General features: G+C 40.1%; 26 protein-coding genes and 1 riboswitch. Of the genes, 25 read left to right on the top strand and 1 reads right to left on the bottom strand.

What is annotated here, in order from left to right:
* The first annotated feature begins 136 nt into the window (after nucleotides 1-136).
* The 8 genes from QZT26_RS08420 to purM all read left to right on the top strand — a co-directional run bounded on the left by QZT26_RS08420 (nucleotide 137) and on the right by purM (nucleotide 6,506).
* Nucleotides 137-820, top strand: coding sequence for a hypothetical protein (locus tag QZT26_RS08420; protein WP_295101609.1), 684 nt, complete (start codon nucleotides 137-139; stop codon nucleotides 818-820).
* Nucleotides 821-885: 65 nt separating this feature from the next.
* Entirely contained in the window at nucleotides 886-1,209 is a 324-nt protein-coding gene (locus tag QZT26_RS08415) for a hypothetical protein (protein WP_099326196.1), read from the top strand.
* A 151-nt stretch (nucleotides 1,210-1,360) separates the two neighbouring features.
* Complete coding sequence (locus QZT26_RS08410) at nucleotides 1,361-1,645, top strand: DUF4258 domain-containing protein (RefSeq protein ID WP_099326197.1); 285 nt, start codon at nucleotides 1,361-1,363, stop codon at nucleotides 1,643-1,645.
* A gap of 3 nt (nucleotides 1,646-1,648) precedes the next feature.
* Nucleotides 1,649-1,870 (top strand): YgiT-type zinc finger protein, encoded by a 222-nt coding sequence (locus tag QZT26_RS08405; protein WP_099326198.1) that lies wholly within the window; start codon nucleotides 1,649-1,651, stop codon nucleotides 1,868-1,870.
* Nucleotides 1,871-2,360: 490 nt separating this feature from the next.
* On the top strand, nucleotides 2,361-2,609 hold the full coding sequence (locus QZT26_RS08400; RefSeq protein ID WP_099326199.1) for a hypothetical protein: 249 nt from the start codon (nucleotides 2,361-2,363) through the stop codon (nucleotides 2,607-2,609).
* Nucleotides 2,610-2,986: 377 nt separating this feature from the next.
* Nucleotides 2,987-4,408 carry a radical SAM protein gene (locus tag QZT26_RS08395; RefSeq protein WP_099326201.1) on the top strand — a complete coding sequence of 474 codons (1,422 nt, stop codon included), beginning with the start codon at nucleotides 2,987-2,989 and terminating at the stop codon, nucleotides 4,406-4,408.
* Between the two features lie 2 nt (nucleotides 4,409-4,410).
* Complete coding sequence (locus QZT26_RS08390; RefSeq protein ID WP_099326202.1) at nucleotides 4,411-5,439, top strand: glycosyltransferase family 2 protein; 1,029 nt, start codon at nucleotides 4,411-4,413, stop codon at nucleotides 5,437-5,439.
* Entirely contained in the window at nucleotides 5,436-6,506 is a 1,071-nt protein-coding gene (purM, locus tag QZT26_RS08385) for a phosphoribosylformylglycinamidine cyclo-ligase (RefSeq protein WP_099327092.1), read from the top strand. The genes QZT26_RS08390 and purM overlap by 4 nt, the downstream gene beginning before the upstream one ends.
* A 138-nt stretch (nucleotides 6,507-6,644) precedes the next feature.
* Here the strand turns inward: purM and QZT26_RS08380 are convergent, their stop codons facing one another.
* On the bottom strand, nucleotides 6,645-7,913 hold the full coding sequence (locus QZT26_RS08380; RefSeq protein WP_099326203.1) for a carbohydrate porin: 1,269 nt from the start codon (nucleotides 7,911-7,913) through the stop codon (nucleotides 6,645-6,647).
* A 731-nt stretch (nucleotides 7,914-8,644) separates the two neighbouring features.
* On the opposite strand from QZT26_RS08380, the gene QZT26_RS08375 reads away from it, so the two are divergent.
* The 17 genes from QZT26_RS08375 to QZT26_RS08295 all read left to right on the top strand — a co-directional run bounded on the left by QZT26_RS08375 (nucleotide 8,645) and on the right by QZT26_RS08295 (nucleotide 25,292).
* A complete protein-coding gene (locus QZT26_RS08375; RefSeq protein ID WP_099326204.1) occupies nucleotides 8,645-10,408 on the top strand; it encodes a formate--tetrahydrofolate ligase in 1,764 nt (587 codons plus the stop codon).
* 394 nt (nucleotides 10,409-10,802) lie between these two features.
* Nucleotides 10,803-13,445 (top strand): preprotein translocase subunit SecA, encoded by a 2,643-nt coding sequence (secA, locus tag QZT26_RS08370; protein WP_099326205.1) that lies wholly within the window; start codon nucleotides 10,803-10,805, stop codon nucleotides 13,443-13,445.
* 82 nt (nucleotides 13,446-13,527) lie between these two features.
* Nucleotides 13,528-14,844: a 3-deoxy-D-manno-octulosonic acid transferase gene (locus QZT26_RS08365; RefSeq protein WP_295101603.1), complete on the top strand. Its 1,317-nt coding sequence runs from the start codon at nucleotides 13,528-13,530 to the stop codon at nucleotides 14,842-14,844.
* Nucleotides 14,841-16,007 (top strand): methionine adenosyltransferase, encoded by a 1,167-nt coding sequence (gene metK, locus QZT26_RS08360; RefSeq protein WP_128705380.1) that lies wholly within the window; start codon nucleotides 14,841-14,843, stop codon nucleotides 16,005-16,007. The genes QZT26_RS08365 and metK overlap by 4 nt, the downstream gene beginning before the upstream one ends.
* A gap of 159 nt (nucleotides 16,008-16,166) precedes the next feature.
* Entirely contained in the window at nucleotides 16,167-16,373 is a 207-nt protein-coding gene (locus tag QZT26_RS08355) for a type II toxin-antitoxin system HicB family antitoxin (RefSeq protein ID WP_099326208.1), read from the top strand.
* 1 nt (nucleotide 16,374) lies between these two features.
* Nucleotides 16,375-16,605, top strand: coding sequence for a type II toxin-antitoxin system HicA family toxin (locus tag QZT26_RS08350; protein ID WP_099326209.1), 231 nt, complete (start codon nucleotides 16,375-16,377; stop codon nucleotides 16,603-16,605).
* A gap of 84 nt (nucleotides 16,606-16,689) precedes the next feature.
* Complete coding sequence (locus QZT26_RS08345) at nucleotides 16,690-17,094, top strand: nucleotidyltransferase domain-containing protein (RefSeq protein ID WP_099326210.1); 405 nt, start codon at nucleotides 16,690-16,692, stop codon at nucleotides 17,092-17,094.
* 328 nt (nucleotides 17,095-17,422) lie between these two features.
* A complete protein-coding gene (locus QZT26_RS08340) occupies nucleotides 17,423-18,733 on the top strand; it encodes a DUF1015 domain-containing protein (RefSeq protein ID WP_099326211.1) in 1,311 nt (436 codons plus the stop codon).
* Between the two features lie 87 nt (nucleotides 18,734-18,820).
* Nucleotides 18,821-18,942: riboswitch (SAM riboswitch) on the top strand.
* Between the two features lie 80 nt (nucleotides 18,943-19,022).
* On the top strand, nucleotides 19,023-20,267 hold the full coding sequence (gene thrC / locus QZT26_RS08335; protein ID WP_164995349.1) for a threonine synthase: 1,245 nt from the start codon (nucleotides 19,023-19,025) through the stop codon (nucleotides 20,265-20,267).
* 620 nt (nucleotides 20,268-20,887) lie between these two features.
* On the top strand, nucleotides 20,888-21,073 hold the full coding sequence (locus QZT26_RS08330; RefSeq protein WP_164995348.1) for a hypothetical protein: 186 nt from the start codon (nucleotides 20,888-20,890) through the stop codon (nucleotides 21,071-21,073).
* Nucleotides 21,064-21,222: a type II toxin-antitoxin system PemK/MazF family toxin gene (locus tag QZT26_RS08325; protein ID WP_099326212.1), complete on the top strand. Its 159-nt coding sequence runs from the start codon at nucleotides 21,064-21,066 to the stop codon at nucleotides 21,220-21,222. Before QZT26_RS08330 ends, QZT26_RS08325 begins: the two co-directional genes overlap by 10 nt.
* A 370-nt stretch (nucleotides 21,223-21,592) precedes the next feature.
* A complete protein-coding gene (locus QZT26_RS08320) occupies nucleotides 21,593-21,889 on the top strand; it encodes a BrnT family toxin (RefSeq protein WP_099326214.1) in 297 nt (98 codons plus the stop codon).
* On the top strand, nucleotides 21,855-22,100 hold the full coding sequence (locus QZT26_RS08315) for a hypothetical protein (RefSeq protein ID WP_099326215.1): 246 nt from the start codon (nucleotides 21,855-21,857) through the stop codon (nucleotides 22,098-22,100). Before QZT26_RS08320 ends, QZT26_RS08315 begins: the two co-directional genes overlap by 35 nt.
* A gap of 247 nt (nucleotides 22,101-22,347) precedes the next feature.
* Complete coding sequence (locus tag QZT26_RS08310) at nucleotides 22,348-23,406, top strand: hypothetical protein (protein ID WP_157820658.1); 1,059 nt, start codon at nucleotides 22,348-22,350, stop codon at nucleotides 23,404-23,406.
* A 201-nt stretch (nucleotides 23,407-23,607) separates the two neighbouring features.
* Entirely contained in the window at nucleotides 23,608-23,880 is a 273-nt protein-coding gene (locus QZT26_RS08305) for a BrnT family toxin (RefSeq protein ID WP_099326217.1), read from the top strand.
* Nucleotides 23,867-24,133, top strand: coding sequence for a hypothetical protein (locus QZT26_RS08300; protein ID WP_099326218.1), 267 nt, complete (start codon nucleotides 23,867-23,869; stop codon nucleotides 24,131-24,133). The genes QZT26_RS08305 and QZT26_RS08300 overlap by 14 nt, the downstream gene beginning before the upstream one ends.
* Before the next feature lie 52 nt (nucleotides 24,134-24,185).
* Nucleotides 24,186-25,292 carry a DNA methyltransferase gene (locus QZT26_RS08295; RefSeq protein ID WP_295101598.1) on the top strand — a complete coding sequence of 369 codons (1,107 nt, stop codon included), beginning with the start codon at nucleotides 24,186-24,188 and terminating at the stop codon, nucleotides 25,290-25,292.
* The last annotated feature ends 84 nt before the right edge of the window (nucleotides 25,293-25,376 follow it).

The following is a 25,376-nucleotide window of genomic DNA, read 5'->3' as shown; positions in this document are numbered from 1 at the left end:
GATCGTTTTTTTCTCATGCGATTTTATATCACATTTTTAGACGCTAAAACAAGCTGAAAACTCCCTCTAATTGCGGGTCGCAAGACTTTTTTCGCTCATTTTTACCCACTCAGTAGGGAGAAGACCCAGAAATTTATTGTTAAAGCCTAATTTGTCTATAATTTCCCATAAAGAATTAGAGATAGGATATTCCATAGATGGGCCAATATTAAATATAAACTTGGCATTTTCTGTTGAAAAAAAAGAAGCTTTAATTAAAAAAATTGATATTATTTTAAGACACGAAAACAACGAAACGCATCAATTTTTATGGGATTGGTTCGAAGAGCAATTTCTTCAAATGGAAATATCAGATCCAGATTTGGGTTCAATGCCGTTTAAAAAAACCCAAAAGGCAATAGCTATCAAAGTTCTAACAGATACATTAATAGAAAGGAAATTTGGATTTCAAAAAGAAGAATTTAAAGAGGCATATAACAAATTATTTAATTCCACTAATGAAATTTACAATAATATTTATCAAAGTAGCGCGGGCATTGATAGTTTTAAAATATCAAAGGAGTATAATGAATTTTTGGATTACTTCAAAAATTCATTCATCTGGAAGGTTGGAAAGTACTCGGCGAAAATTAAAGTATATATAGAACATGTCGTAAAACCTTTTGAACATGACTTAAATTTTCAACTTACAAATTTAGAACTGAAAGGTCTAGAAACTAATATTAATACTTGCCAAAAAACTATAAAAAACCACTATACAAAAGAAGACCCTGATTATAAAGCAGATTGGAAATTAGTAAATCCTTATAAAATTGAATAAAAATGAGGTGCAACTAATTAAAATGACGCACGTAATTATATTCATAGCTGTAAAAGGTGGTATATATGTCCCAATTTCCAATTAAAGGTTGGCCTGCCGATGTGGTAAATAATCTCAATAATTTGATTTCGGATATTATCAGGAGACGAGAAATTAAAGAGTTTTATATTGGACGGACCAATGATTGCAATGCTACCCAATCGAGGCATGGTTGTGATGATATTTTTGCATTGTACGAAACTAATAGTTCCGAAAATGCTATTACAGTTGAGGATACCTTGATAAGAAAATTTTTTGGCCATCCGAAGTGTAATAATGATAACAGTCATGGAGGCGGTGGAGTATCGAGCGAGTATATATATTATGTTTATCTGGCATCTTGGTACTAATGATTGTGAGTTGAATAGATTGAGTGAAGCAAAGCATCTCTAACAAAAACGTGCATTTGCCAACGGACAAGGAATGATAATGATGGGTTTGCTTCACTTAACTCATCCTTGACCATTTGACATCGAAAATGTCAAATGAAAGTATTTAGGAATGTCTAAAATACAAAAGATACGGCAGAAGATTATTGATAAGGACTATTACATCTCATCCCATGCTGAAGATGAAATGTTAGACGATAAATTGGAACGTGCAGATATTAAGAATGCTATTCTTAAAGGGAAGATTGTAAAGAAATTTACAGAAGATGTAAGGGGGACAAGGTATCGAATAGAAGGAACTGCCAGAGACGATAGAATAATTCATATCATTTGTAGGTATAGAGAAGATGGCAGCCTTATTATAATAACGGCATATGCTTTAACGGAGGAGATATGAGATATGATATGTGAATTTTGTAAAGGCAATACGGTAAAGAAAAAAGTAAAAAGGCAACACTGGCTTCATGGCAAGTTATATATTGTAGAAAATGTTGAGGCTGAGGTTTGTCCTGAGTGCGGTGAGCGTTATTTCCATGCTAAGGTTCTCGATGAAATAGACCACCTTCTTGAAAAGGAACATGACGTAAAAGAACGAATAAATGTGGAAGTCGTTAGCCTATAAATTATGATTACTTTCTCGTAATTTGCTGATACATACAGTTTGTCTGACTTCCAGGATAAGACAAAAGAAGCAAGTTTTGAGGTCGAAACTAAGTCTAAGACTATGTATTACGCAGTGGATAAAAAAAAGACCAATAATAAATCGGAAGATAAACTGTGGAAATAGCCACAAGAATTGGTGTCGATGAGAAAGTGCGTTTTGGTAAACCTGTCATTACAGGGACACGAGTTCCTGTTGATCTTATCCTCGGTAAATTGGCAGGGGGGATGACTTACGAATAAGTTATGGTTGAGTATGAGATTACACGCGAGGATATACTGGCGACTCTCGATTATGCGGCCAAAACATTGGCAAGTGAAGAAATCAGGGCAGTAAGTTAACATGCTGTAGTGTTAATTATTTGTTGGAGGATTTTTAGGTATGAGAAAAATAGTTACCTATGGAAAATATAGAAAAGTTAATATGATATAAAATATGGAAAGTATATATCATGGACAAAATAGAAAAAGCTATTGAAACAACTGCTACTATTAATGCAAAAAGACAACTTGTATTAGATGAACCATTACCTGTTGCTGGTCCCCAAAAAGTTCGTGTTATTATATTATTGCAAGAAGAAACAGACATAGATGAAAAGGAATGGCTCAAGTTGGCAAGTGTGAATAATGCGTTTGATTTTTTAAAAGAACCTGAAGAGGATATTTATACTTCTTTTGATGGAAAACCATTTCATGACTAGGGGTAAAGTAGTATTAGTTAATTTTCCTTTCGACGACCTTTCAACATCAAAAGTACGACCAGCAGTATGTTTGACGAATCCAATTGGTTCACACTCTCATGTTATACTTGCATTTATAAGTAGCAGAATTCCATCAGATTTACTCGAAACAGATTTAATAATAGATACATCACACGAAGGCTTTAGTGGAACTGGTTTAAAGGTGGCTTCAACTTTGCGATTGCATCGTTTAATGACGGTAACGACTTCACTGTGCCAACGTGAATTGGGAGAGTTATCTCCCAAATTTCTGAGTGAAGTAAATAATAAACTAAAGAAGTTGTTTTGTATAAGATGAAGATAACCATTATTCCTGAATTTGATTAATAAATACAATTATGAAAATTACTTTTCTAGTACCACCACCCATTGATGGAAATATCCCGGAGCGGGTTGCCGGGTGTGCATACCTGCTCTATTATGTCCCGAATATCTTCCTCCTCAGCGCAGCGGCTGTTCTGGAAAAGGCAGGTTGCGAAGTTCGATATATTGAAACTACCATTAAAAAATGGGACCGAAGACAATTCCGGACGTTCCTCAGGGAAGATTTGAGTGATATTTACAGCTTCTACTCAGTCAATCTCTCACAAAAGACCGATATGCAGGCATTGCATGACATCCGTGAGATAAGGGGAGATATACCGGTTGTATTTTTTGGCCCTGCACCATCAGACAGACCGCTGGAATTTGTTGCAGACGACGATACCTATGCCGTCAGGGGTGAACCGGAATACACGATGCTTGAACTGGTAAATGCATTAGAGGATAAATCAGCCATTAACGGTATCAAAAGCGTGTCTTTCAGAAGCAATAATGGAATTATCAATAATGATACCAGAGAGCCAATAGAAAATCTGGACGAACTTCCCTTTCCCGCAAGACATCTTTTGGAAGAGAAGGACGTCTATTATAATCCCAAACTGGGGATGCGGCCGTTTACTGCCGTTTGTACTTCACGGGGTTGTTCCTACCGCTGCATTTACTGTGTTCCTTCTTCACTGAGCTTCTCAAGAGAACTTGAATACAAGCATTACTTTGACAAAAAACCGCCCGTAAGGAAGCGGTCGTCTGAGAATATCATTGGGGAATTTGCCTTATTGAAATCGCAGGGGTATAAGGCAGTGAATATGCAAGATGACCAATTCGTGTGGGGAGAAGAAAGGACTATTAAAATTTGCGAGGGCATTAAAGATTTAGACATAGTATGGGGGTGTTCCGCAAGGTCGGATCATCTGACGGAACCCATAGTAAGGGCAATGGCTGCGGCAAATTGTAAATTTATTGATCTTGGCGTGGAATCATTTAACCAGGAAATACTGGATTATGTGAAAAAGGATATTGACGTTAAAAAGAATGAAGAGGCGATACGACTGGTAAAAAAATATGGCATATCTGCAAAAATAAATATTATGTTCGGGGCTTCTCCATTAGAAACAATGGAAACCATAAGAAAAAATACAGAAGAAGTGAAACGGTTAAAGGTAGATCAGGTAATGTATAATATCGCAAATCCATTTCCCGGGACTGATTTTTATAAAACGGCGAAAGAAAACAATTTATTTGTTTATGGTGACTATAAACCGGTGAATGTGGCAAAGGAAGCCAACATAGCCTATCCCCATCTGAGCAAGACAGACCTTGAAAGAGCGGTGCGCAGTGCCAATTTTGCATTTTTCCTTTCCCCCCGTTTTGTTCTTAAAAATATCAGAAGAATCGGTTCGCTTGATGCTTTGAAAGCGATGTTTCGAAAGCTTTTCTAACAATGAAATTTTCAATCCTTATACCCGCTTATAACGAAGAAAAATCCATTTCCACCTGCCTTGATTCTCTTCTTTCCGTGACTTATCCCGACAAAGAAATTATTGTTATTGACGACGCCTCTTCGGACCATACCGTAAAAGAAGTCGAAACGTTTGCAAGCAGGGGCGTTATATTGGTAAAAAGAGAAAAAAACGGCGGGAGGGCTGCCGCCTTGAACTCGGGATTATCCCGGGCTACCGGAGAGATTGTCGTCACAACCGATGCGGATACCGGCGTTTCTCCCCATTGGTTAACCCTGTTTGAACGTCATTTTGCAGATGAAGAGGTTATTGCGGTTGGGGGCGCTTATAAAGCGCAAAACAAGGGTAATCCGCTGGCAAATGCAACAAGTGTATTAGATCAGATTTTGAACGGCACATTCAGAAAAACGTTTATTCCGAACAAAGTATCCGGAGTAAACTCTGCGATACGCAGGGATACATTGCTGGATTTGGGAGGGTTTAATGAAAGCGCATGGTGGAGCGAAGATTCCGAATTAGGATGGAAACTGGATAAAACCGGCAAGGTCATTTATGATCCGGAGAATGTTGTATATACACAATATCCTGATACATGGGAAGGCATATGGAGGAGGAAGTTTTACTGGGGATATGCGATGGGATTGAAATTCCGTCAGCATATGCCTTTCAGACTGAAATTATGGATACGTCCCACCGTATTTATGGCACTTTTTGTGAGCCTGGTTGTGTTTTTGGCAACGATACCCTGCGGAATGAGGGTATACTTTGTACCCGGATTATTTTTTGGAACATTATTGAGTGCATTAACATTAGTATATGTCCCGATAGGCGCAATCGTTATGATAAGAACGGGGGATACCGGTTTGGCAAAAACATTGCCGCTACTGGCAATCCTGCCTATTTTTCGGGAATTTGCGTATGTGTACGGCATGTTTCTTGGTTATTGTAAAGGTAAGCCATCCGCCTTGAAACCTTCATGGAAGAGGAAACAGGGAAAGAAAAAATTATGAAAGAAAAAACAAAAAAGAGTGTTTCATATAAAGATGCCGGTGTTGATATTGATACGAAAGGTTGTTTTACGTCGAATATCTATTCGAAAATGCAAACAACATTTGACGGCAGGGTAATTGAGAACCCAGGGGGATTTGGCGGGTTGTTTGCATTAAATTCAAGGCTGAAAAAATATCGACAGCCCGTTCTTGTTTCTTCCTCCGATGGCGTGGGCACAAAATTAAAAATAGCCTTTATGATGAATAAGCATGACACCATTGGCATTGATTTAGTGGCCATGTGTGTGAACGATGTTGTAGTGTTGGGTGCCGAGCCTTTGTTTTTTCTGGATTACCTTGCAAGCAGCAAAATCATACCTGAAGTTCTTCATGAAGTTATAGATGGTATCGTTGAAGGGTGCCGCCAGGCCGGTTGTTCACTCATTGGAGGTGAAACACCTGAAATGCCGGGATTTTACCAAAAAGGAGAATATGACATCGCTGGTTTTGTTGTGGGGGTGGTAGAAAAAGACGAGATTATTAATGGTAAAAACATTACACCGGGAGACGTTGTATTGGGGTTAGGTTCCAACGGCATTCACAGCAACGGGTATTCACTTGTTCGAAAGATTTTTTTTGAGGAAGCGGGAATGAAGCCTTCCCGGAGTTTACGGAAATATGGGTTGAAAACAACCCTGGGAGAGGAGATTCTTAAGCCTACCAGGATTTACGTAAAAGCAATTCTCAAAATATTAAATAAATATAAAAATAAAACTGTTATTAAGGGGATGGCGCATATCACCGGCGGCGGTTTGCTGGAAAATATACCGAGAATCCTGCCGGAAGGGTGCTCGGTGAAAATAGACAAAACCAGGTGGGACATTCCGGCAATATTTAAAATAATGCAGGATATCGGCAATATTAATGAGCGGGAAATGTTTCGTGTTTTTAATATGGGGATAGGTATGGCGCTGATTGTTTCTGCGTTGGATGTGAAAAAAATAATGAATGACCTAAACGCTGCCGGTGAATCAGTATCGGTTATTGGCGAGGTAACTGAGGGGGAAAGAAGCGTACAGGTTATTTAACGGAATCAATTAAATAATAGAGGAATTTTCGTTTTATGTAAAAACGAAATACCAGCAAAAGAAAAATCCCCCTGAACCTTATGTTCAGGGGGATTTTCATTTATCATTAGCAATAATTGAATTCCTTTGTTTTTAAACCTAGAATAAGTATTCTACGCCTGCCCCTACAATTACCTCTTCGTCAGCGCTGTCATCACCGGCAAAATTAATATACCTGAATTCAGGCCTGAATAAGAGATTTTCTCTCACCTTTATGTTTGCAGTGACGGTTACGTCCCATACTGAAGTATCAAACCATCTTACACCATCGGTATCGTCGAGGTATTCGTATCGAACAACACCCTGGAACCAGTCGGTAAAATCATATAAACTATATCCGGCAACGCCCCACCAATGGCCGGTAGTACCAGTGGCCATACCGCTGGAAATATCCATTGCGGCATCTTCTGCAACACCCCAATCTCCATTGAACATTAACTTCAACTTGTTTGTTAACTGGTATGATGCTACCAGGTCAAACATTTGAGTTAAACCACCGGTAGAACTGCTTCGTTGAGCATCGCTCGCAATCGGCCCCTTTTCCTGATCCCAACCTTCAGCGCCGTGAATACCTGCTAAGGAAACAAAGGTCTTTTCTGATGGTGAAGTATAAGAAATGTACCATCCGAGAGACTTTGCGGAGTTGTTATCGATGAAAGAGTCCCATCCGTTCACCAAATAAAGTGCGGCATAAACATTGTCCGTTAAATCATATCCTGCCTTAATTCCGGTGTGGGTAAAAGGGATTGCATTGTTATAAAGCGTGCCGTGCTGATAATTAGGGTTCCCTATGTTTTCAACTAGCTCTAATCCAATCCATGTATACATCTTACCTGCGGTAATGGTTAATCCTTTACCTATTGGCGCAATCCATGAAATATTTGCCGTGGCTACGGTAAAAATATCGTCTCTGTCGGGATCATTCGTACCCCGGGGAGTTGCTTCTCCCAAGAAAGTAATTCTTTTCGCCTTTTCACCAAAATAGGTATGTAACTGCCAGCCTATAGGGTGTTCTTCAGTGGCTTCCTTATCTAAGAAAAGGGTAAAGCTCTCGAAGGTTAATGAATTATTTTCGTTTTCACCAATAAAGTTCAAGCCACTCGCAAGTTCATCCTGTTGAGGAGAATTGCTATGTTTCTTGAAACTGTAAAAATAATTCACATCCAAAAATCCGCTCAAAGAAACGTTTTTTAGGCCACCTAATAAGGGTGAATCCCACACGGTTTCGTTTACCTCTGCTAATATTTCCTCTTTTAACTCTGCCTTTAATGCTTCTCTGTCAAAATCCTGTGCAAAAGTAGTTTGACTTGCTAAAAAAATTCCTGCAGCAAGCAGTGGAAGCATAAAAGAAAACTTTTTATGTATCATAATTACTTTTCTCCTATTCTTGTAAGATTGTTAAAAACCAATTCTAACGAAACGTAAGATTGTTGTAAAATATCCCTCCTTTCCTCTTCCTCTTTTTTACTATTAAAAGATTTTTACATAAAACACACAATACTACGTACGAAATAGACGAAAGACCCAAACAACACTTCTTAGTTCCGTGAAAATAATAAGCGAGCAAAGAGAGTGCCTTTGCAATAATATATCATTATATATGAATAATTTATTATTATTAAACTTATTTTTGCAAAAAAATTAATACAACTACTTATAAAATAACACTATATGACATAGGTATACAAAAGAGGTTAAAATGAAAAATCTTGCATACATTTATAAAGTAAGCATATAATTGGTCATTTTTTATAAAATGGGATATATTTGCCATTAAGAGTGGCCGATATGCTACATTAACACTTCAAGAGTGGCCGATATGCTCCGTTAACACTTCATACGTGTTATAGGGGGGGGGGTATTTTACAGTTATTGACTTTTTTGTAAACAAAATTCGCAGGAGGGTATTGATTAGGGAATCATTTTTCTTGACCTTAACAGTTTTACAAGTATAATCAAGCGATTTATATGCCGCAGAGACCATAATACCACGATAGTGAGTGATAAGAGAGACACTTAGGTATGTATCTTAGATAGCAAAAATACTTTTTTAATTTATTACAAATGTAAAATTTACATTAAAAGGAGGCGTTAATATTATGTCATTAGATCCTACCAAATTTGCGGATTGGCAGATAGCGGAAGAAGCAGAAAAGGGGATGAAGACTGTATATGAGTTAGCGGATAAATTAGGTCTTGCGAAAGAAGAGCTGCTTCCTCATGGGCACTATGTAGCCAAGGTTGATTACAAGAAAATATTGAAGCGATATGAAGGCAAACCTGACGGCAAATTTGTCGATGTAACCGCCATAACTCCTACGCCACTTGGTGAAGGCAAATCAACAACCACGATAGGGTTGGTGCAGGGACTAGGGAAAAGAGGCAAGAACGTTATAGGTACAATACGGCAGCCGTCCGGCGGCCCTACGATGAACATAAAAGGGTCGGCAGCCGGAGGAGGTCTTTCGCAGTGCATCCCCCTCACGCCATTTTCTTTGGGGCTTACCGGTGATATTAACGCGATAATGAATGCGCATAATTTGGCGATGGTGGCGCTTACCTCAAGAATGCAGCACGAATTTAATTATGACGATGCGACACTTGCCAAAAAAAACCTGAGGCGGTTGAATATTGACCCCCACAGGGTTGAAATGAAATGGATCATAGACTTTTGCGCCCAGTCGCTTCGCCAGATTGTGATTGGATTGGGGGGCAAGATGGACGGGTTCATGATGGAGTCCGGATTTGCCATAGCAGTTTCTTCAGAAATCATGGCAATTCTCTCTGTTGCCAAAGACCTGAAAGACATGCGTGAACGCATGGGAAAGATCGTAGTGGCGTATGACAAATCAGGAAAGCCTGTAACAACGGCTGATCTGGAAGTAGACGGCGCAATGACGGCATGGATGGTGGAGGCTCTCAATCCGAACCTGATGCAAACTATTGAAGGTCAGCCGGTCTTTGTGCATGCTGGTCCTTTTGCCAATATTGCTATCGGGCAGTCTTCAATTGTGGCGGATAGGATTGCTTTGAAACTAGGGGATTACGTGGTTACCGAATCAGGATTTGGCGCGGACATCGGATTTGAGAAATTCTGGAATCTGAAGTGCCGTTTTTCTGGCAGCAAACCGAATGCTGCTGTATTGGTTGCTACTGTGAGGGCGCTCAAGTGTCATGGGGGTGCGCCTGTGCCGGTGCCGGGACATCCGCTTGATCCGTGCTATAAGGAGGAGAATGTCGGGTGGGTGGAAAAAGGGACGGAAAACCTGACCCATCTTATTAATGTTGTGAAAAAGGCGGGGATTAATCCGGTAGTGTGTATTAATGCATTTTATACGGACACAGAGCCGGAGATTAATGCTGTAAGGAGGCTTGCGGAGCGGGCAGGGGCACGCGTTGCGTTGTCAAAGCATTGGCTAAAGGGGGGAGATGGTGCGGTGGAACTTGCTGATGCAGTAATTGATGCCTGCAATGAGCCAAATGACTTTAAATTTCTGTATGAACTCAGCACGCCGCTAAGAACGCGTATAGAGTTAATTGCGGAGCAGGTGTATGGTGCGGACGGCGTGGATTACAGTCCGGACGCTTTAGCAAAAGTAAAGGCCATGGAAGCTGATCCTGAAACTTCAAAGCTTGGAACATGCATGGTGAAGACGCATCTTTCACTCACGGATAATCCCAATATAAAGGGAGCGCCAAAGAACTGGAGGCTGAGTATCCGGGATATTCTGACATTTAAGGGTGCGGGGTTTGTGGTGCCCATTGCGGGGAATATTAAACTGATGCCGGGAACATGTTCCGATCCGGCGTATCGCCGCGTTGATGTTGATGTGGAAACCGGAAAAGTAAAAGGGCTTTTCTGATATATTTTATTATTTTTTTCAACATGATTTAAAAGGCTGCACATTTCAGGGCAAAAGAAGAAGGCTGGCGGATGATAATGAAGTCCACAGCCTTTTTTTTTGAGTGCCTTGTTAACAATGCCTTGACATAAACATTCATCTTCGCTTAAAATGAAATGCCTGTTACCTTTGGTTACTAAGGAGCGCGAAAATACCCCTTCGGCAGTCGTTCCTGACAGAGAGGGAAATCTTAAGATTTGGAACAAGGATTTCCCCGCCGTCTGCCCTGAGCGGAAGATTTCTTGCTATTTCTTTTCCTGAAATGATAAAAGCGAGGGGGGGCGAAATAACAATTACAGGTGAAATCTGTCGTTGTTTAATTATAAAAATTCTTTTTTAGCATTATTTTGAAATTATGATAACAAAATTATTCGGGACATCGAACGATCGGGTATTAAAAAAGATATACCCAATTGTAAAGCAAATAAATTCCCTTGAACCAAAAATGAAGTCTTTGACTGATTCCGAATTACGTCAAAAAACAGATGAATATAAGGAAAGATTGTCAAAAGGCGAAACGATGGATAATATTTTGTCGGAAGCATTTGCCACGGTAAGAGAAGCAAGCAGAAGGATTCTTGTGGTTCCAAATGCGGATAGTCCGGACAAGACGATGAGGCATTTTGATGTTCAGCTTATAGGTGGCATTGTGTTGCATCATGGTAAAATTGCTGAAATGACCACTGGAGAAGGTAAAACGCTTGTCGCGACTCTGCCTGCATATCTAAATGCTTTATCGGGAAAAGGCGTCCATGTAGTGACGGTCAATGATTATTTGGCAAAGCGTGACAGAGACTGGATGTCTCCATTATATGAATTTCTGGGATTAAAGGCAGGGGCTATTCAGTCACATCAGGCCTATGATGAAAAAAAAGAGGCATATTTATGCGATATAACCTATGGTACAAACAATGAATTTGGTTTTGATTATCTTCGCGATAATATGAAAGTGAGACTGGAGGAGCAGGTACAAGTTAGCTGTGGTTTAAATTTTGCTATTGTTGATGAGGTGGACAGTATTCTTATTGATGAAGCACGTACACCTTTAATCATTTCCGGGCCTGCGGAAGAATCTACGGAGAAATATTATGTAGCAGATAAAATAGCAAGGAGATTAAAACGGGGAGAGCATTTCGAAATAAAAGAAAAAGAACGCATGGCGCATCTTACCGAGGAAGGCATTGAAGAGGTTGAAAAGTTTTTAAATGTGGAAAGTCTTTATACAGGCACAAACATGGAATGGCCTCATTATATTGAACAAGCGTTGCGCGCCCATTACCTGTTCAGAAATGAAACAGATTATATCGTAAAAAATGGTGAGGTTATTATTGTTGACGAATTTACCGGAAGATTGATGGAAGGAAGACAATGGAGTGACGGATTGCATCAGGCGATACAAGCGAAAGAACATCAGCGTATTAAGGAAGAAAATCAAACACTTGCCACCATAACCCTTCAGAATTTCTATAGATTATATGATAAACTTTCCGGAATGACAGGTACTGCTTTAACAGAGGCTGCGGAATTTGATAAGATTTACAAACTGGAAGTGGTCACTATCCCCACGAATAAGCCTTTGCAACGTAAGATTTTCCCGGACAGGGTTTATAGAACGGAAAAAGAAAAATACGATGCTATTGTCCGGGAAATTGTCGAAGTGCATAAACAGGAAAGGCCGGTATTGGTCGGGACAGTGTCTATTGAAAAATCAGAATTTATAAGCGAGAAGCTCCGAAGGGAAGGTATCGAACACGAGGTGCTGAATGCAAAACATCATGAGCGGGAAGCTCAGATAATTGCAAAGGCAGGGCAGCGGGGCAATGTTACCATTGCTACGAATATGGCAGGCAGGGGTACTGATATTGTTTTAGAAGAAGGCGTCGCTTCCCTGGGTGGACTTCATATCATAGGCACTGAAAGGCATGAAGCGAGGCGTATTGATAATCAGCTTCGCGGACGTGCAGGCAGGCAGGGCGATCCGGGATCATCACGCTTTTACGTCTCATTGCAGGATGATTTAATGCGCATTTTTGCTTCCGAACGTGTGAGTTCTCTGCTAAAAACATTTGGCATGGAAGAAGGCATGGCTATCGAACACTCGATGGTCTCTAAATCTATTGAAAGGGCGCAGAAAAAAGTAGAAGCGCATAATTTTGAAATACGTAAACACTTGCTTGATTATGATGAAGTAATGGACCATCAGCGAAAAACAATATACAGTCTTAGACAAAATGTGCTTGAGGGAAAATACTTATACGATTATATCACACAAATGATAGAAGACAGCATTTGCGAGATGGTAGGCCATGCATTTGAAACAAAAAGCATCGGGAGTGAAAAAAACTATGAGGATGATGATGACTACCCTGAAGAATATTTTGATTTGGCTGGATGGTTTGAGCAAAAATTCGGCATACCGGTTGATCTAAATGAAGTTGGGGAGAAGACCCGCCAGAATATTGAGGAGTTCCTGACGCAAAAGGCATTTGATGCTTACAAGGAAAAGGAAAATGCTATTGGCAAATTCGGAATGGAAAAAATAGCGCAAATCCTTTTGTTGGAGAAGATTGATACAAAGTGGAAAGACCATTTATATGCAATGGATCACTTGCGGTCCGGCATAGGATTAAGGGGATATGCCCAGATTGATCCAAGGATAGAATATAAGCGGGAAGCGCTTGGCATGTTTGAAAATATGAATATGTCCATAAAAGATGAAGTGACAAGTCTTATTTTTAAACTGCAGAAGGTAGAGGAATCGGAGATAAAGGAAGTATTGCGTCCGGAAACATACATACATAAGGAAGTTTCCGGACGGGAAAGAATACAGGGACCTCCAGACCCAATAACTGCTCCTGTTCGGGAAAATAATGCAAGAGCGGAAGAACGGGTGGAAAGAAAAGTGGAACCGATAAAAGTCGGTGTTAAAGTCGGGAGAAACCAGCCTTGCATATGTGGCAGTGGCAAAAAATTTAAACAGTGTTGCGGCAGGGCATGATAATTTAGATGCGTTATCATTGTATTAATGAACCGGTTAGAAGCAGCGCTGTGTATTTATTATAAAATCCTTTCCTATTTGCATGCCTACAATTTTTGATGCTTTTTATATAATAGCACTTACCTTTGGTTTTCCCTATTTTCTCCTGAAAATTTTAATAAATAAGCGGTTCCGCACTGGTTTATTACAACGTTTTGGCTTTATTCCGGCAAAAGCCGGCAAAAAACCTTGTATATGGATTCATTGCGCTTCGGTTGGAGAGGTTCTAGCCGCAAAGACTCTTATAAAGTCCATAGAAAAAGAGTTCGACGGGTTTGAAATAGCGTTGTCTGTTAATACAAATACGGGGTTTTCTGTTGCAAAAAAATATTTTGAAGGAAAGAGGATTTTTTATTTTCCGCTTGATTTGAGCTGGGTGGTCAATAAAGCATTCAACAGAATAAAGCCGCAATTAATACTATTAATAGAACTGGAAATATGGCCGAATTTTATAACTGCCGCTGCAAAAAAACAAATTCCCGTTGTTTTGGTAAATGCAAGAATATCTGCTAAATCAGCGAAGTGGTACCGGTTGTTTTGCCGGATTTCGTGCATGTTTTCAAAAAGTTTGCTTAGAAAAGAAAACCTTTTTTGTGCGAGAACGCAGGCTGACGCCTTCCGCCTTAAAGAGCTGGGCATATCGGAGACTCAAATAAAGATCACCGGTAACATGAAATACGATAATATTGTCACCGATATTCCCGCAAACACAAGAGAACGTTTGCTGGAATTGTTTGAAATTGAAGCGGATGAAGAGGTGATCGTCTGTGGCAGCACTTTTGAAGGCGAAGAAATTATTCTTTTGAGGGTGTTTAAAAATCTTTGTGTAAAATTTGGTAAATTAAGGTTGATTATTGCGCCGCGTCATATTGAAAGAGTTCCCTATATTATAAAACAGATAGCTTCTCTGGGGTTTGACTATGCAAAAAAGTCATCGCTTGATAAGGGAAAGAAGGGTGCAGGATATAAGGGGTATCCAATTATTGTTGTTGATACGGTAGGGGAGTTGTCTACTATTTATAGCATTGCTTATTGTGTGTTTGTGGGAAGAAGTTTGATTCCCCATGGCGGACAAAATATGGTAGAACCTGCTGGTTTGGCAAAACCTGTTATTGTAGGTCCTCATACGTTTAATTTTAAAGAGGAAGTTGATCTGTTAAAAAAGGCAGATGCGATTTTGATAGTGGATGATGAACATTCTTTGTCAAAAGCGATAACATATTTATTGGAGCATCCGGAAGAATCCAGGGAAATTGGCAGGAGGGCACAATTAGCGGTAACAAAACAAAAGGGCGTTGTAAATCGTAATATGAATATATTGAGAGAACATTTTTTGGAAGAGAGGACTGTATTGTTATGAGGAGCGGAAGGTATTTATTTACTTCGGAATCTGTTTCAATGGGACACCCTGACAAAATAGCTGATCAGATATCCGATAGCGTATTAGATGCTATGCTGGAACAAGACCCTATGAGCAGGGTTGCTTGTGAAACTTTGGTGACAACAGGGGTTGCTTTTGTTGCGGGTGAATTCACCACTAAGGCGAATGTAAATATACCCGATATCGTAAGGAATACGATAAAAGAAATAGGCTATTGCGATGCGTCTATGGGATTTGACTATAATACCTGCGCGGTTCTTACAAGCATTGGCAAACAATCGCCGGATATTTCACAGGGGGTAAGCGGTGAAGGACTACATAAAGAAGAAGGCGCTGGAGATCAGGGAATGATGTTCGGCTACGCTTGCAATGATACGCCGGAATTAATGCCCCTTCCAATTATGCTGGCACACAGGGCAATCATAAAGCATGCCGAATTGAGGCAAAACGGGACATTAAAGTATTTGCGTCCTGACGCTAAGTCTCAAATTACGGTTGAGTATGAAGGCCTTAAACCTATCAGAGTACATACTGTTGTTATTTCTACACAGCATGCCCCTGATGTTAAACATGACACTATTAAAACGGACATGATCGAGAAGGTTGCCAAACAGGTGATACCGGTAAACTTGCTGGACAGCAAAACGATTTATCATATTAATCCTACAGGGCGTTTTGTAATCGGCGGTCCGCAGGGGGATTGCGGTTTGACTGGCAGGAAGATTATCGTTGATACGTATGGCGGATGGGGTCGTCATGGCGGAGGTGCTTTCTCCGGAAAAGATCCAACAAAGGTTGACAGAAGCGCTTGTTATGCAGCCAGACATATCGCAAAAAATTTAGTAGCAGCAGGATTGGCAGACAGGTGTGAGGCGCAGGTGGCGTATGCTATTGGAGTGGCAAAACCATTGTCTGTTCACATTACTACAGAAGGTACCGGTAAACTCCCGGATGAAAGGCTTACTCAGATTTGTGAAAAAGTTTTTGATATGACGCCCAGCGGTATTATCAAGAGATTGAATCTGAGAAGGCCAATTTATAAGATTACCGCCAGACATGGACATTTTGGCCGTACCGAGGATTCATTTACCTGGGAAAAGACTGATATGGTGGATACGTTACGTAAGGAAGCGGGTGTTTGAAGTGCGGTAATCGTTTATTACTGAGGGTGCAAAGAACGTTGGGAAGTAAATACATGAGAGGCTAGAAGTTGGAGAATAGAAACAGTAATCCAGCTTCTGGCTTCCAATACCTACACTATTGATAAGTTTTTGAAGGTGTGAATCCTGGAGTGCCATATTATGGTTTATCGCGTATTGATAGAAAAGGGTGAAGACTTTGGTTTTGTAGCCCACTGTCCTGCCATACCTGGATGTCATTCTCAAGGGGACACTATTGAGGATGCTATAGAAAATATAAAAGACGCCATTAAGGCCTGTTTGGAAGCTTTGGATAAGGATTTGGTAACGCAAACCAAAGAGTTGGCTTATTTTGAGGTTACAATATAAAGTGGCATCAAAACTGCCGGTAATTTCTGGTAAAGAGGCGGTAAAAGCGTTTGAGAAAGCCGGTTGGAAATTTGTAAGAGTTGGTAGTAATTGTCACATAATACTGAAAAAAGAGGGTGTTATTACAACCCTCTCTATTCCAGCGCATAACACCTTGGATCGTGGTCTATTGCGGTCATTAATAAGAGATGCATACTTATCTATCGAGGAGTTTAAAAAACTTTTGGAATAATTGCTAAGTTTGTAACCTGCGCCCAGTAATTAAAACAGATTCTTGTGTGTTCAGAGTTGTAATCTGAACACATCTTGTAAATCCATGATAACAAAAGATATTATACTCAACAGGGATTATGATGGATTACTGCACCTTACAGGTGCAGACATAATCTTTTTATTTGGTTCGATCCTTACAGACAGTTTTCATAAAGATAGCGATATTGATATTGGTGTTTATTTTGAAAACCGGCGTTATGATAAAACCGCTGTTTACGATACCGTCATTGATTTCTTTCAAACTGAAAAAGTAGATGTTGCTTTTTTAAATGAGGCGCCTCCATTGCTCTTATATCAGGTTATAAAAAATGGCAAACCTATGGCCTGTGAGAACTATAAAATACTGATGGAATTCAGGCTTCGTAGTATCAAAAAGTATTGGGAGACTAAAAAATTCAGAAAGATGAAAGAATATCTATTAAAGAATTATGTCGAAAGAATCAGATGAATTGGCTTCCTGACAATAAAGAGATTTTTATAGGCAAGCTTAATTTCCTTAAGAATTATTATGGGGAACTTAAAAGTTTTGTAACAATTTAGGGTTTTGAAAAATTCCAATAATAGCGATGTTTGTCTCATAGTGTAGGGGCTAAGCATTTGCTATAAATTGTCATAAATGCGTTCATACCCAAACGGGCAAATGCTTCGCCCCTACTTTTTCAAAAAACTAAAGTGTTACGAAAATTCGGTTTTTATCAGCGTATTTAATTACGGAAACTGATGTTGTATAAGAACGGAAACTGATGTTGTATAAGAAAGGTGAGTGGTCATAAAATATGGTAATAATAAAACCCTTTCGTGGTTTGAGATACAATCATGACATTATAAAAGATTGCTCGGCAGTAATGACGCCTCCTTATGATGTCATATCTCCCGCAGAACAGGAGCGGTATTATAGGAATCATCCGAATAATATGATTCGTTTGGATTTGGGAAAGGAATTTCCCGAAGATACGGAAGCGGATAACAGATATACCCGCGCCTCGGAATTTCTTGAGGAGTGGATGAAGGCGGGCATATTGAAACAAGAGGATGCACCGGCAATTTACATCTATGATCAGGAATTTTCCTATGGCGGTAAGCATTTTATTCGCCGGGGCTTCATTGCGTTGGTAAGGCTTGAGCCGTTTGATACAGGATCCATTTATCCTCACGAGCAGACCCTTCCAGGTCCCAAGGCAGACCGCCTGAAACTTATGCAATCATGTAAGGCAAATCTCAGTTCAATATTTGCTCTTTTCCCAGATGAAGACAATGCCGCTGATAATTACTTACATTCAATAACCACAACAAAACCGGAAATCGATTTTGTTGACGACAGCGGTGTAACAAACAAACTTTGGGTCATTAGAGAAAAAAAGACTATCGATAAGCTCATTGAAATAATGAAGGGAAAAGCCCTTTTTATCGCTGATGGACACCATCGCTATGAAACATCGTTAGTTTATAAAGAGCAGAAACATAAAGAAAATGGCGGGCAAAATAGGGAATTACCTTCGGATTATGTGATGATGGTGTGTGTTTCTATGAATAATCCGGGGCTGCAAATATTCCCTTTTCATCGTGTAGTCCGGCAAATAAAGGACTTTAACCCAGACCATGTCCTGCATAGTCTTAAAGAGTTCTTTGAGATTGAATACATGGAAAACAGCGGTGGGATTGATGCTATCATGCGAAAACTCAATAGCGATAGTGCTCCCCATTGCTTCGTAATGTACGCAGGGCAGGGTGATAGATACAGCCTGTTGCGGTTAAATGATAAAAGGATATTAGAAAAGGTGTTTGCAAATGATCATCCGGAATGGAAGCATTTAGACGCAGGCATACTCCATAGCATCGTTTTAAAAAGGATATTGGGAATAAATTCCGACGAAGCAGGTTTGAAAGATTTTATAAAGTATGTAAAGAATGAAACAGAAGCTGTATCACTCGTACAATCAGGTGCTTTTCAGGCGGCATTTATTTTGCGGCCGACTCTGATAGAACAAGTAAGGGAAATCGCTCTGGCGCACAAGGTAATGCCGCCAAAGTCAACCTATTTTTATCCCAAATTAATTACCGGTGTTGTGATAAACAAAATTAACTAAAAGGGGAATCGCACTCTGATTATTTGGTATTCCAGATTAACGGTTGACTGTTTACCTGATTTCAGATAGAATCCTAACTTATACAGTATCTTATCCGGAGTGGCAGAGGGACTGGCCCTGTGAAGCCACAGCAACCGGCCTGTTCAGATTACGTCTGAACATGGTGCAGGTGCTAATTCCTGTCTCAAGTTTTTGGGAAAAGATAAGATAGGAGAACAAATAAAAGCCTCATCCTATCTTATTTTTAGGAAAGAGGCTTTTTTTATTGCTGAAATATACGGAGAAAGAAATGGGTTATGTAAACGGATTAAAATGCAGGGAATGCGGAAAAGAATATCCAAAAGAACCATTACATGTTTGCAGTTTTTGTTTCGGGCCTTTAGAGGTAGATTATGATTACGAGGGCATTAAAAAGGTTATAAACAGAGAAGTTATTCAATCGCGCAGCAATACAATGTGGCGTTACAAAGAACTGCTCCCGATAGACGGCGAACCGACTGTTGGAAGCCAGGTGGGATTTACGCCGCTGGTAAAGGCGAATAATCTGGCAAAAATTCTGGGCGTAGAAGAACTCTATGTAAAAAATGATTCGGTAAATTATCCTACGTTTTCCTTTAAGGACAGAGTGGTTTCAACTGCATTGTCAAAGGCAAAAGAATTTGGCTACAAGATTGTTGGATGCGCAACTACCGGCAATTTGGGAAACTCAGTAGCTGCACAGGCGGCTCAGGCATGCCTGGAAAGTTATATTATTATGCCAGCAGACCTGGAACAGGGCAAGATTATTGGCACGCTGATATATAATCCTAATGTGATAAAAGTAACTGGAAATTATGATCAGGTAAACAGGTTATGTTCTGAAATTGCCGATAAATATGGTTGGGCGATTGTAAACGTAAATATACGACCATATTACGGTGAGGGATCAAAGACATTTGGTTATGAAATCATGGAACAACTGGGCTGGAAAGTGCCAAAGCATATTGTCGTGCCCATGGCGGGCGGATCATTAATTACAAAGATTGGAAAGGCAATAAAAGAATTTGTACAACTAGGTCTTATTGATGGCGCAGATACAAAATTACATGGTGCTCAAGCCAGTGGAAGTTCTCCGATTACTACGGCGGTCAAAGGCAAGACGGATGTGATAAGGCCGGTAAAGCCCAATACCATAGCGCAGTCGATAGCAATTGGAAACCCCGCGGATGGTTTTTATTCGGTGAAAAGCATTAATGTTTCCGGTGGATGGGCAGAAGATGTAACGGACGATGAGCTTGTTGAGGGTATTAAATTGCTTGCCAGAACAGAAGGTATTTTTACGGAAACGGCTGGCGGCGTTACCGTGGCGGTAACGAAAAAACTGATCGAACAAGGAAAGATACCGCGTGATGAATCCATCGTCATTTCCATTACCGGGAATGGTTTAAAAACACAGGAAGCCGTGATTAACAAATTATATGAGCCAAAAATTATTAACCCTTCCCTTGCCGAATTTGACAAAGTTATGGAAGAAAAAATGGCGAACGTGCGTTAACAGACAATTAATTTGGGAAAACAGAGGTCGGATTACCAATATCTTTATAATCTTATGTAAATATTTTTTTTTGAGTTGCATTCGCGGAAAACACGTATTCTATACGTATAATATATCTTTCTCTTCCTTAGAAATGGATTGCTTTGCGGTATGCACATCCGGCAATGATTAGTATCGTATTGTTTTGCTTCAGTGCAAAACTCCGCAAAGCAATCCTGAACCTCATAACTCCTGTTTTGTATAGGGATACTTAAGAAGCTCACCATTTGTGATTTATAGACAATGTAGTACCAGTTCAACACGGACAAACAAGGTTTGTCCGTGCGTAATTATTCAGCTTAAACACGGATTGGCAAAATCACCTGATGAGTGGCCATATTTCTGCTTTCATTGCTATGTAAAGCAAGGCGCTTATGCTAGCGACTGGAGAGCAGGTAATGAAATTAAATTTAACGTAAAGGTAGGACACGAATAATTTAATTTGTTGGGGTTTCGCTTTCAGACTGGGCCAAATGACCATTTTCCAGAGATTGCTATACAATAAATTAATACCCTTGTGTAATATTGTGGCAAAATTGGAATCATAGTTAATCCCTGCTTATCCCGGAAAGGAGCTAAGAATGCAAGTTGTTTTGAATGTGCCTCAAAGCTTTGAAAACCTGTCAATACAAGAAAAAGAGCATTTGATTCACGAATTACAACAGGAATTGATGATTAGATCGGAGATGATTGAGGGTTTCAAAAAACCTGTAGAGGATTTCGAGGATTGGGAAAAATTAGGATTTGAGGACGAAGAATGGAACTGAAAAAAGGCGATATTGTTCTCGTCCAAGCCCCCGCTAACCCTTCAGGCACTGAAATTCAAAAAACACGGCCAGCCGTCGTTGTTTTCCCCCAAAAGAAATGGCTATACACGGCAATCGAGCCATTGTTATTCCAATTACCGGCAATGTAAGTAAAATCTATCCTTTTGAGTTCCTGATTAAATCAAAATATTTGTTCAACGAGTCTAAGGGTTGCTGCGACCAAATTCAAACCGTAAGTACAAAGAGAATCATAAAAAATACGGAGACATTTCAAATTCAGAAATGGAAGCACTTGATAAGGCTTTGAAAAATATCTTACGATTAAAATAGAAAGGCACTTTTTTATTTTCCACTGTTTTTTATCCATTAAATAAAGCAAGGCGCTTATGATAGCAATTAGGGAGCAGGTACTGAGATTAAATTTGACGTAAACGTAGGGCAAGAATAATTTAATTTGTTGGGTTTCGCTTTACTCAACCCAACCTGTACAACGATAATTAAATCAAAAAGAGATGAAACATGCTTTTGTTTGATTGGGATCCAATCAAGGCGGGAAGGAATATAAATATTCACGGCGTATCTTTTGATGAGGCAAGCACTGCTTTCAAAGATATCCTGTCATTAACGATTTATGATCCTTTGCACTCTGACGAAGAGGACCGGTTCATTTTAATTGGAAATTCCTGTAAAAATCGTCTTTTGGTAATTGTTCATACGGAAAGAGAAGATAAAATCAGAATAATCAGCGCAAGAAAAACAACAAAAAACGAAAGGAAACAATATGAAGAGAAAGCAAAAAGATCCAGACATGCTTGAAGAGTACGATTTCAGCAAAGGGATTCAGGGAAAATATGCAAAAAAATACAATGAAGGGACAAATGTCGTGGTTATAGATCCGGATGTTGCAAAGTTTTTCCCTGACCACGACTCTGTAAATGAGGCATTGAGATCATTAACCGAAATTATTAAAAGGCAAAAAAGGACGTCCAACAAGTCCCCCCATCGGACGGTTGATAGCCGACGCTGAGTTTAATCGTTGAGTGACCAATTCCAGCTTTCATTGCTACTTAAAACTAAATGTGACGTAAAGGTAGGACATGAATATTTTAATTTGTTGGGTTTCGCTTTACTTATCCCAACCTACACAACTTGAACAGATAACATCCGGCTCGACCCGGCCGGGAATAGCATCTGTGGTTTTTGCAATGGCGGTTGCCCCTGCGTGCCCTCCATTTCGTTTGCTTCTTAAATAACGACAAATATTACTGATGATAATGGATGATAAGATTATTAATGAAGCCATTCAATTCTTGATAGATGGCGGAGAACAAGAGGCAGCAGATATTCTCAAAATGTGCTCTGTGGAAAATTGTGAAGTTGTAGATTCCTGGATGAATGGGAGTAATCAATTGGACGGTTTATCTATAGAACTGCGAGGCCCTCGCACGGCATATGAGATTCTTTCAAGACATGACCATCCATTGGGAGAAGAAATATTATATGCCTTTTCGGCTATCCTTCCTGGCAGCACTTATATTAAGAACTTACGAATACGTGCGGTCACTTTGCCAGAGGAAACTCGTATGCAGATAAACAATACTATACCTATGCCTGAGTTGAAGGAATTAATTCAAAAGATAGAGTCGCAAAAAGGGTTGATGATTGCAGTTGCCACCGGAGGTCCTAAGATTAAAGATGTTAATGCCCAGTATAACCACAGACGATTTGAAATTCTGCAAAAATTGCAGGATATGGGGATTGACGCCCCAAATCCTTATCATGATCTTTGGGGTTGGTACGGAAAGTGGAGCGACGGTAGTCTCCCCAGTTGGCAAGCAAGAAGAAATTATATTGGCACTCTTTATCAGCCATTGTTGGATGCCCTAACGATGAAAAGCAAAACAACTTCGACAGTTCAGCCGCAAGAACCTACTGGTTGGGCGCGGGTTGATCGTAACGTCGATAAGATAAATAATGCATTAGCCTATGCAGAAAATGAGGAAGATTTTCAAACGGTTGGCTTTTTATGTAGAGAAGCTATTATTTCATTGGCTCAAGCAGTTTACGACTCAACGAAACATAGCAGTGTTGACAGCATATCGCCTAGTAATACTGATGCAGCGAGAATGCTGGAAAGCTACATAGCCGCAGAGTTAGCTGGAAACTCCAATGAGACACACCGGAAGTTTGCCAAAACAACTGTTCAGCTTGCAGTAGGCCTTCAGCATAAGCGCACAGCAAGCTTCCGAGAAGCCGCTCTCTGCGCGGAGGCGACAAGAGCAATCATCAATACCATTGCGATTATGTCAGGGCAAAGGGATCCTGAGAAATAAGAAAAGCTAACGAATCATTCAATCCGACCATGAATAGCGCTCGTTTGAGTTTGGAGAAAATAGGGACAGCGACTGTTAAACAAATGGTCCAAATTCCCGGTTCCCAATTTCTAAGAATAACAGTGGGATTAATTACTGTCATAAATTATAAATTTGCTTAACGCTATCCAATTATTGATATAATATTTAAAGGAACATGAAATGAAATTCGAATGGGATCCGAAGAAAGCACGCTCAAATTTGCGAAAGCACAAGGTCTCATTCGAGGAAGCTTCAATGGCGTTGAGTGACCCTATGGCTGCAACTGGCGCTGACCCGGATCATTCTATTGGCGAATGCAGATACATTACTTTCGGCGTTTCGGAACGAGGTCGGTTATTAGTGGTCGCACACACCGAGCGAGGCGAGACTATACGAATTATAAGCGCTCGCATAGCGGGCAAAGGAGAGCGAAAGATTTATGAAGAAGGTTAAACAGACAGAAAAAGATGAATTGCGTGCGGAGTATAAACGTTCAGACTTCCCAGTCCCTTTGGTGCGTGGCAAGTATGTAAGTCGCCTGCGTAAGTCATCAAATGTTATTATTCTTAAACCGGAAGTTGCTGAGGCTTTTCCAAACGAAGAAGCCGTTAATACTGCACTTCTGTCATTGATAAAGCTTGCGCAAAAAACTACACGCTTAACAAAACGCTCAACCGGACGCGTAAAAAAGCTGCATGCCGGTTAGCTATGCGTTAGCCCGCTAAACAACCCTGATCAGAAACAAAGGGATGTTGTAAATGAAACTTACTGATACCGAAAAACGCGAAATACTGAAACTTATTGAAGCGGATAAGCCGCTTCCCGATAAGTACCGCTTTATGCTCTTTGACGACAAGCGTGAGGTGGAACTGGTATGGAACGGCAAAACCAGTGAAGTGACTAATCTCGTTTTGCCTTTTCAGGTAATCGAACAGGTGGATGAACCTCGTAATTCGAAACCGATAATGGCCGTCAATAAACGCAAATCCGGAAAGGTTATTGGTGATCATTCCCGTATCGCCGCAGTTGACAAATATCCTGTTCAACGTCCGCTTTTCGACACAAGAGGCCGTCAGAAATCCGGATGGACGAACAAACTCATCTGGGGCGACAACAAGCTCATTCTTTCATCCCTGAAAAACGGCCCCCTCCGCGCGGAAATTGAAAAGGAGGGCGGCATTAAGCTCATCTGCATCGACCCGCCATTTGATGTGGGCGCGGATTTCTCGATGGACATAGAGATCGGCGACGACACCTTCACCAAGAAACCCAATGTGCTGGAAGAACTGGCATACCGCGATACCTGGGGCAAGGGCGCTGACAGCTTCATCGCCATGATCTACGAACGCCTTGTGCTGATGCGGGATTTGCTGGTGGAAAATGGGAGTATTTATGTGCATTGTGATTGGCGGGTGAATTCCTTCATGAGGCTTGTCATGGAGGAAGTTTTCGGTACAAGTGTTTATCGAAATGAAATTCGTTGGAAAAGACAGCCTCCTCGTGGAGCAAAAGCCATATCGCGCCAGTATGCTCGTTCATCAGACAGTATGCTGTATTACACAAAAAGTGATTCATATACATGGAACGCACAATTTAAAGAATACGATCAAAAATACATTCTGTCGAAATTTAACAAGCAAGATAAGGATGGTCGTTGGTATAGAATAGATAACATTGGTGACTACTCTGAAAAGTCGATAGCGGAGTTCCGTAAAAAAGGACGAATATATGACTATCCATCTGGTAAGGTTGGATTAATTCGTTATCTTGATGAAGCAAAAGGCGAAGCAATTACAGATATATGGTTGGATATTAATGAAGTTATAGTCAAACAAATCAGATTTTCGAAATTTGCTCGCCAATAATTTGAAAATTTTCAGTTAAAAGAGTAGACAATTCATCTGTATACTCGTTAATATTTTTGAAAAAACTTAAACATTTGTTTTTAA

Origin of the sequence: uncultured Candidatus Kuenenia sp. (assembly GCF_900696675.1) — a bacterium.
GTDB lineage: Bacteria > Planctomycetota > Brocadiia > Brocadiales > Brocadiaceae > Kuenenia > Kuenenia stuttgartiensis_A.
This window is presented reverse-complemented; position numbering and strand designations above follow the sequence as displayed.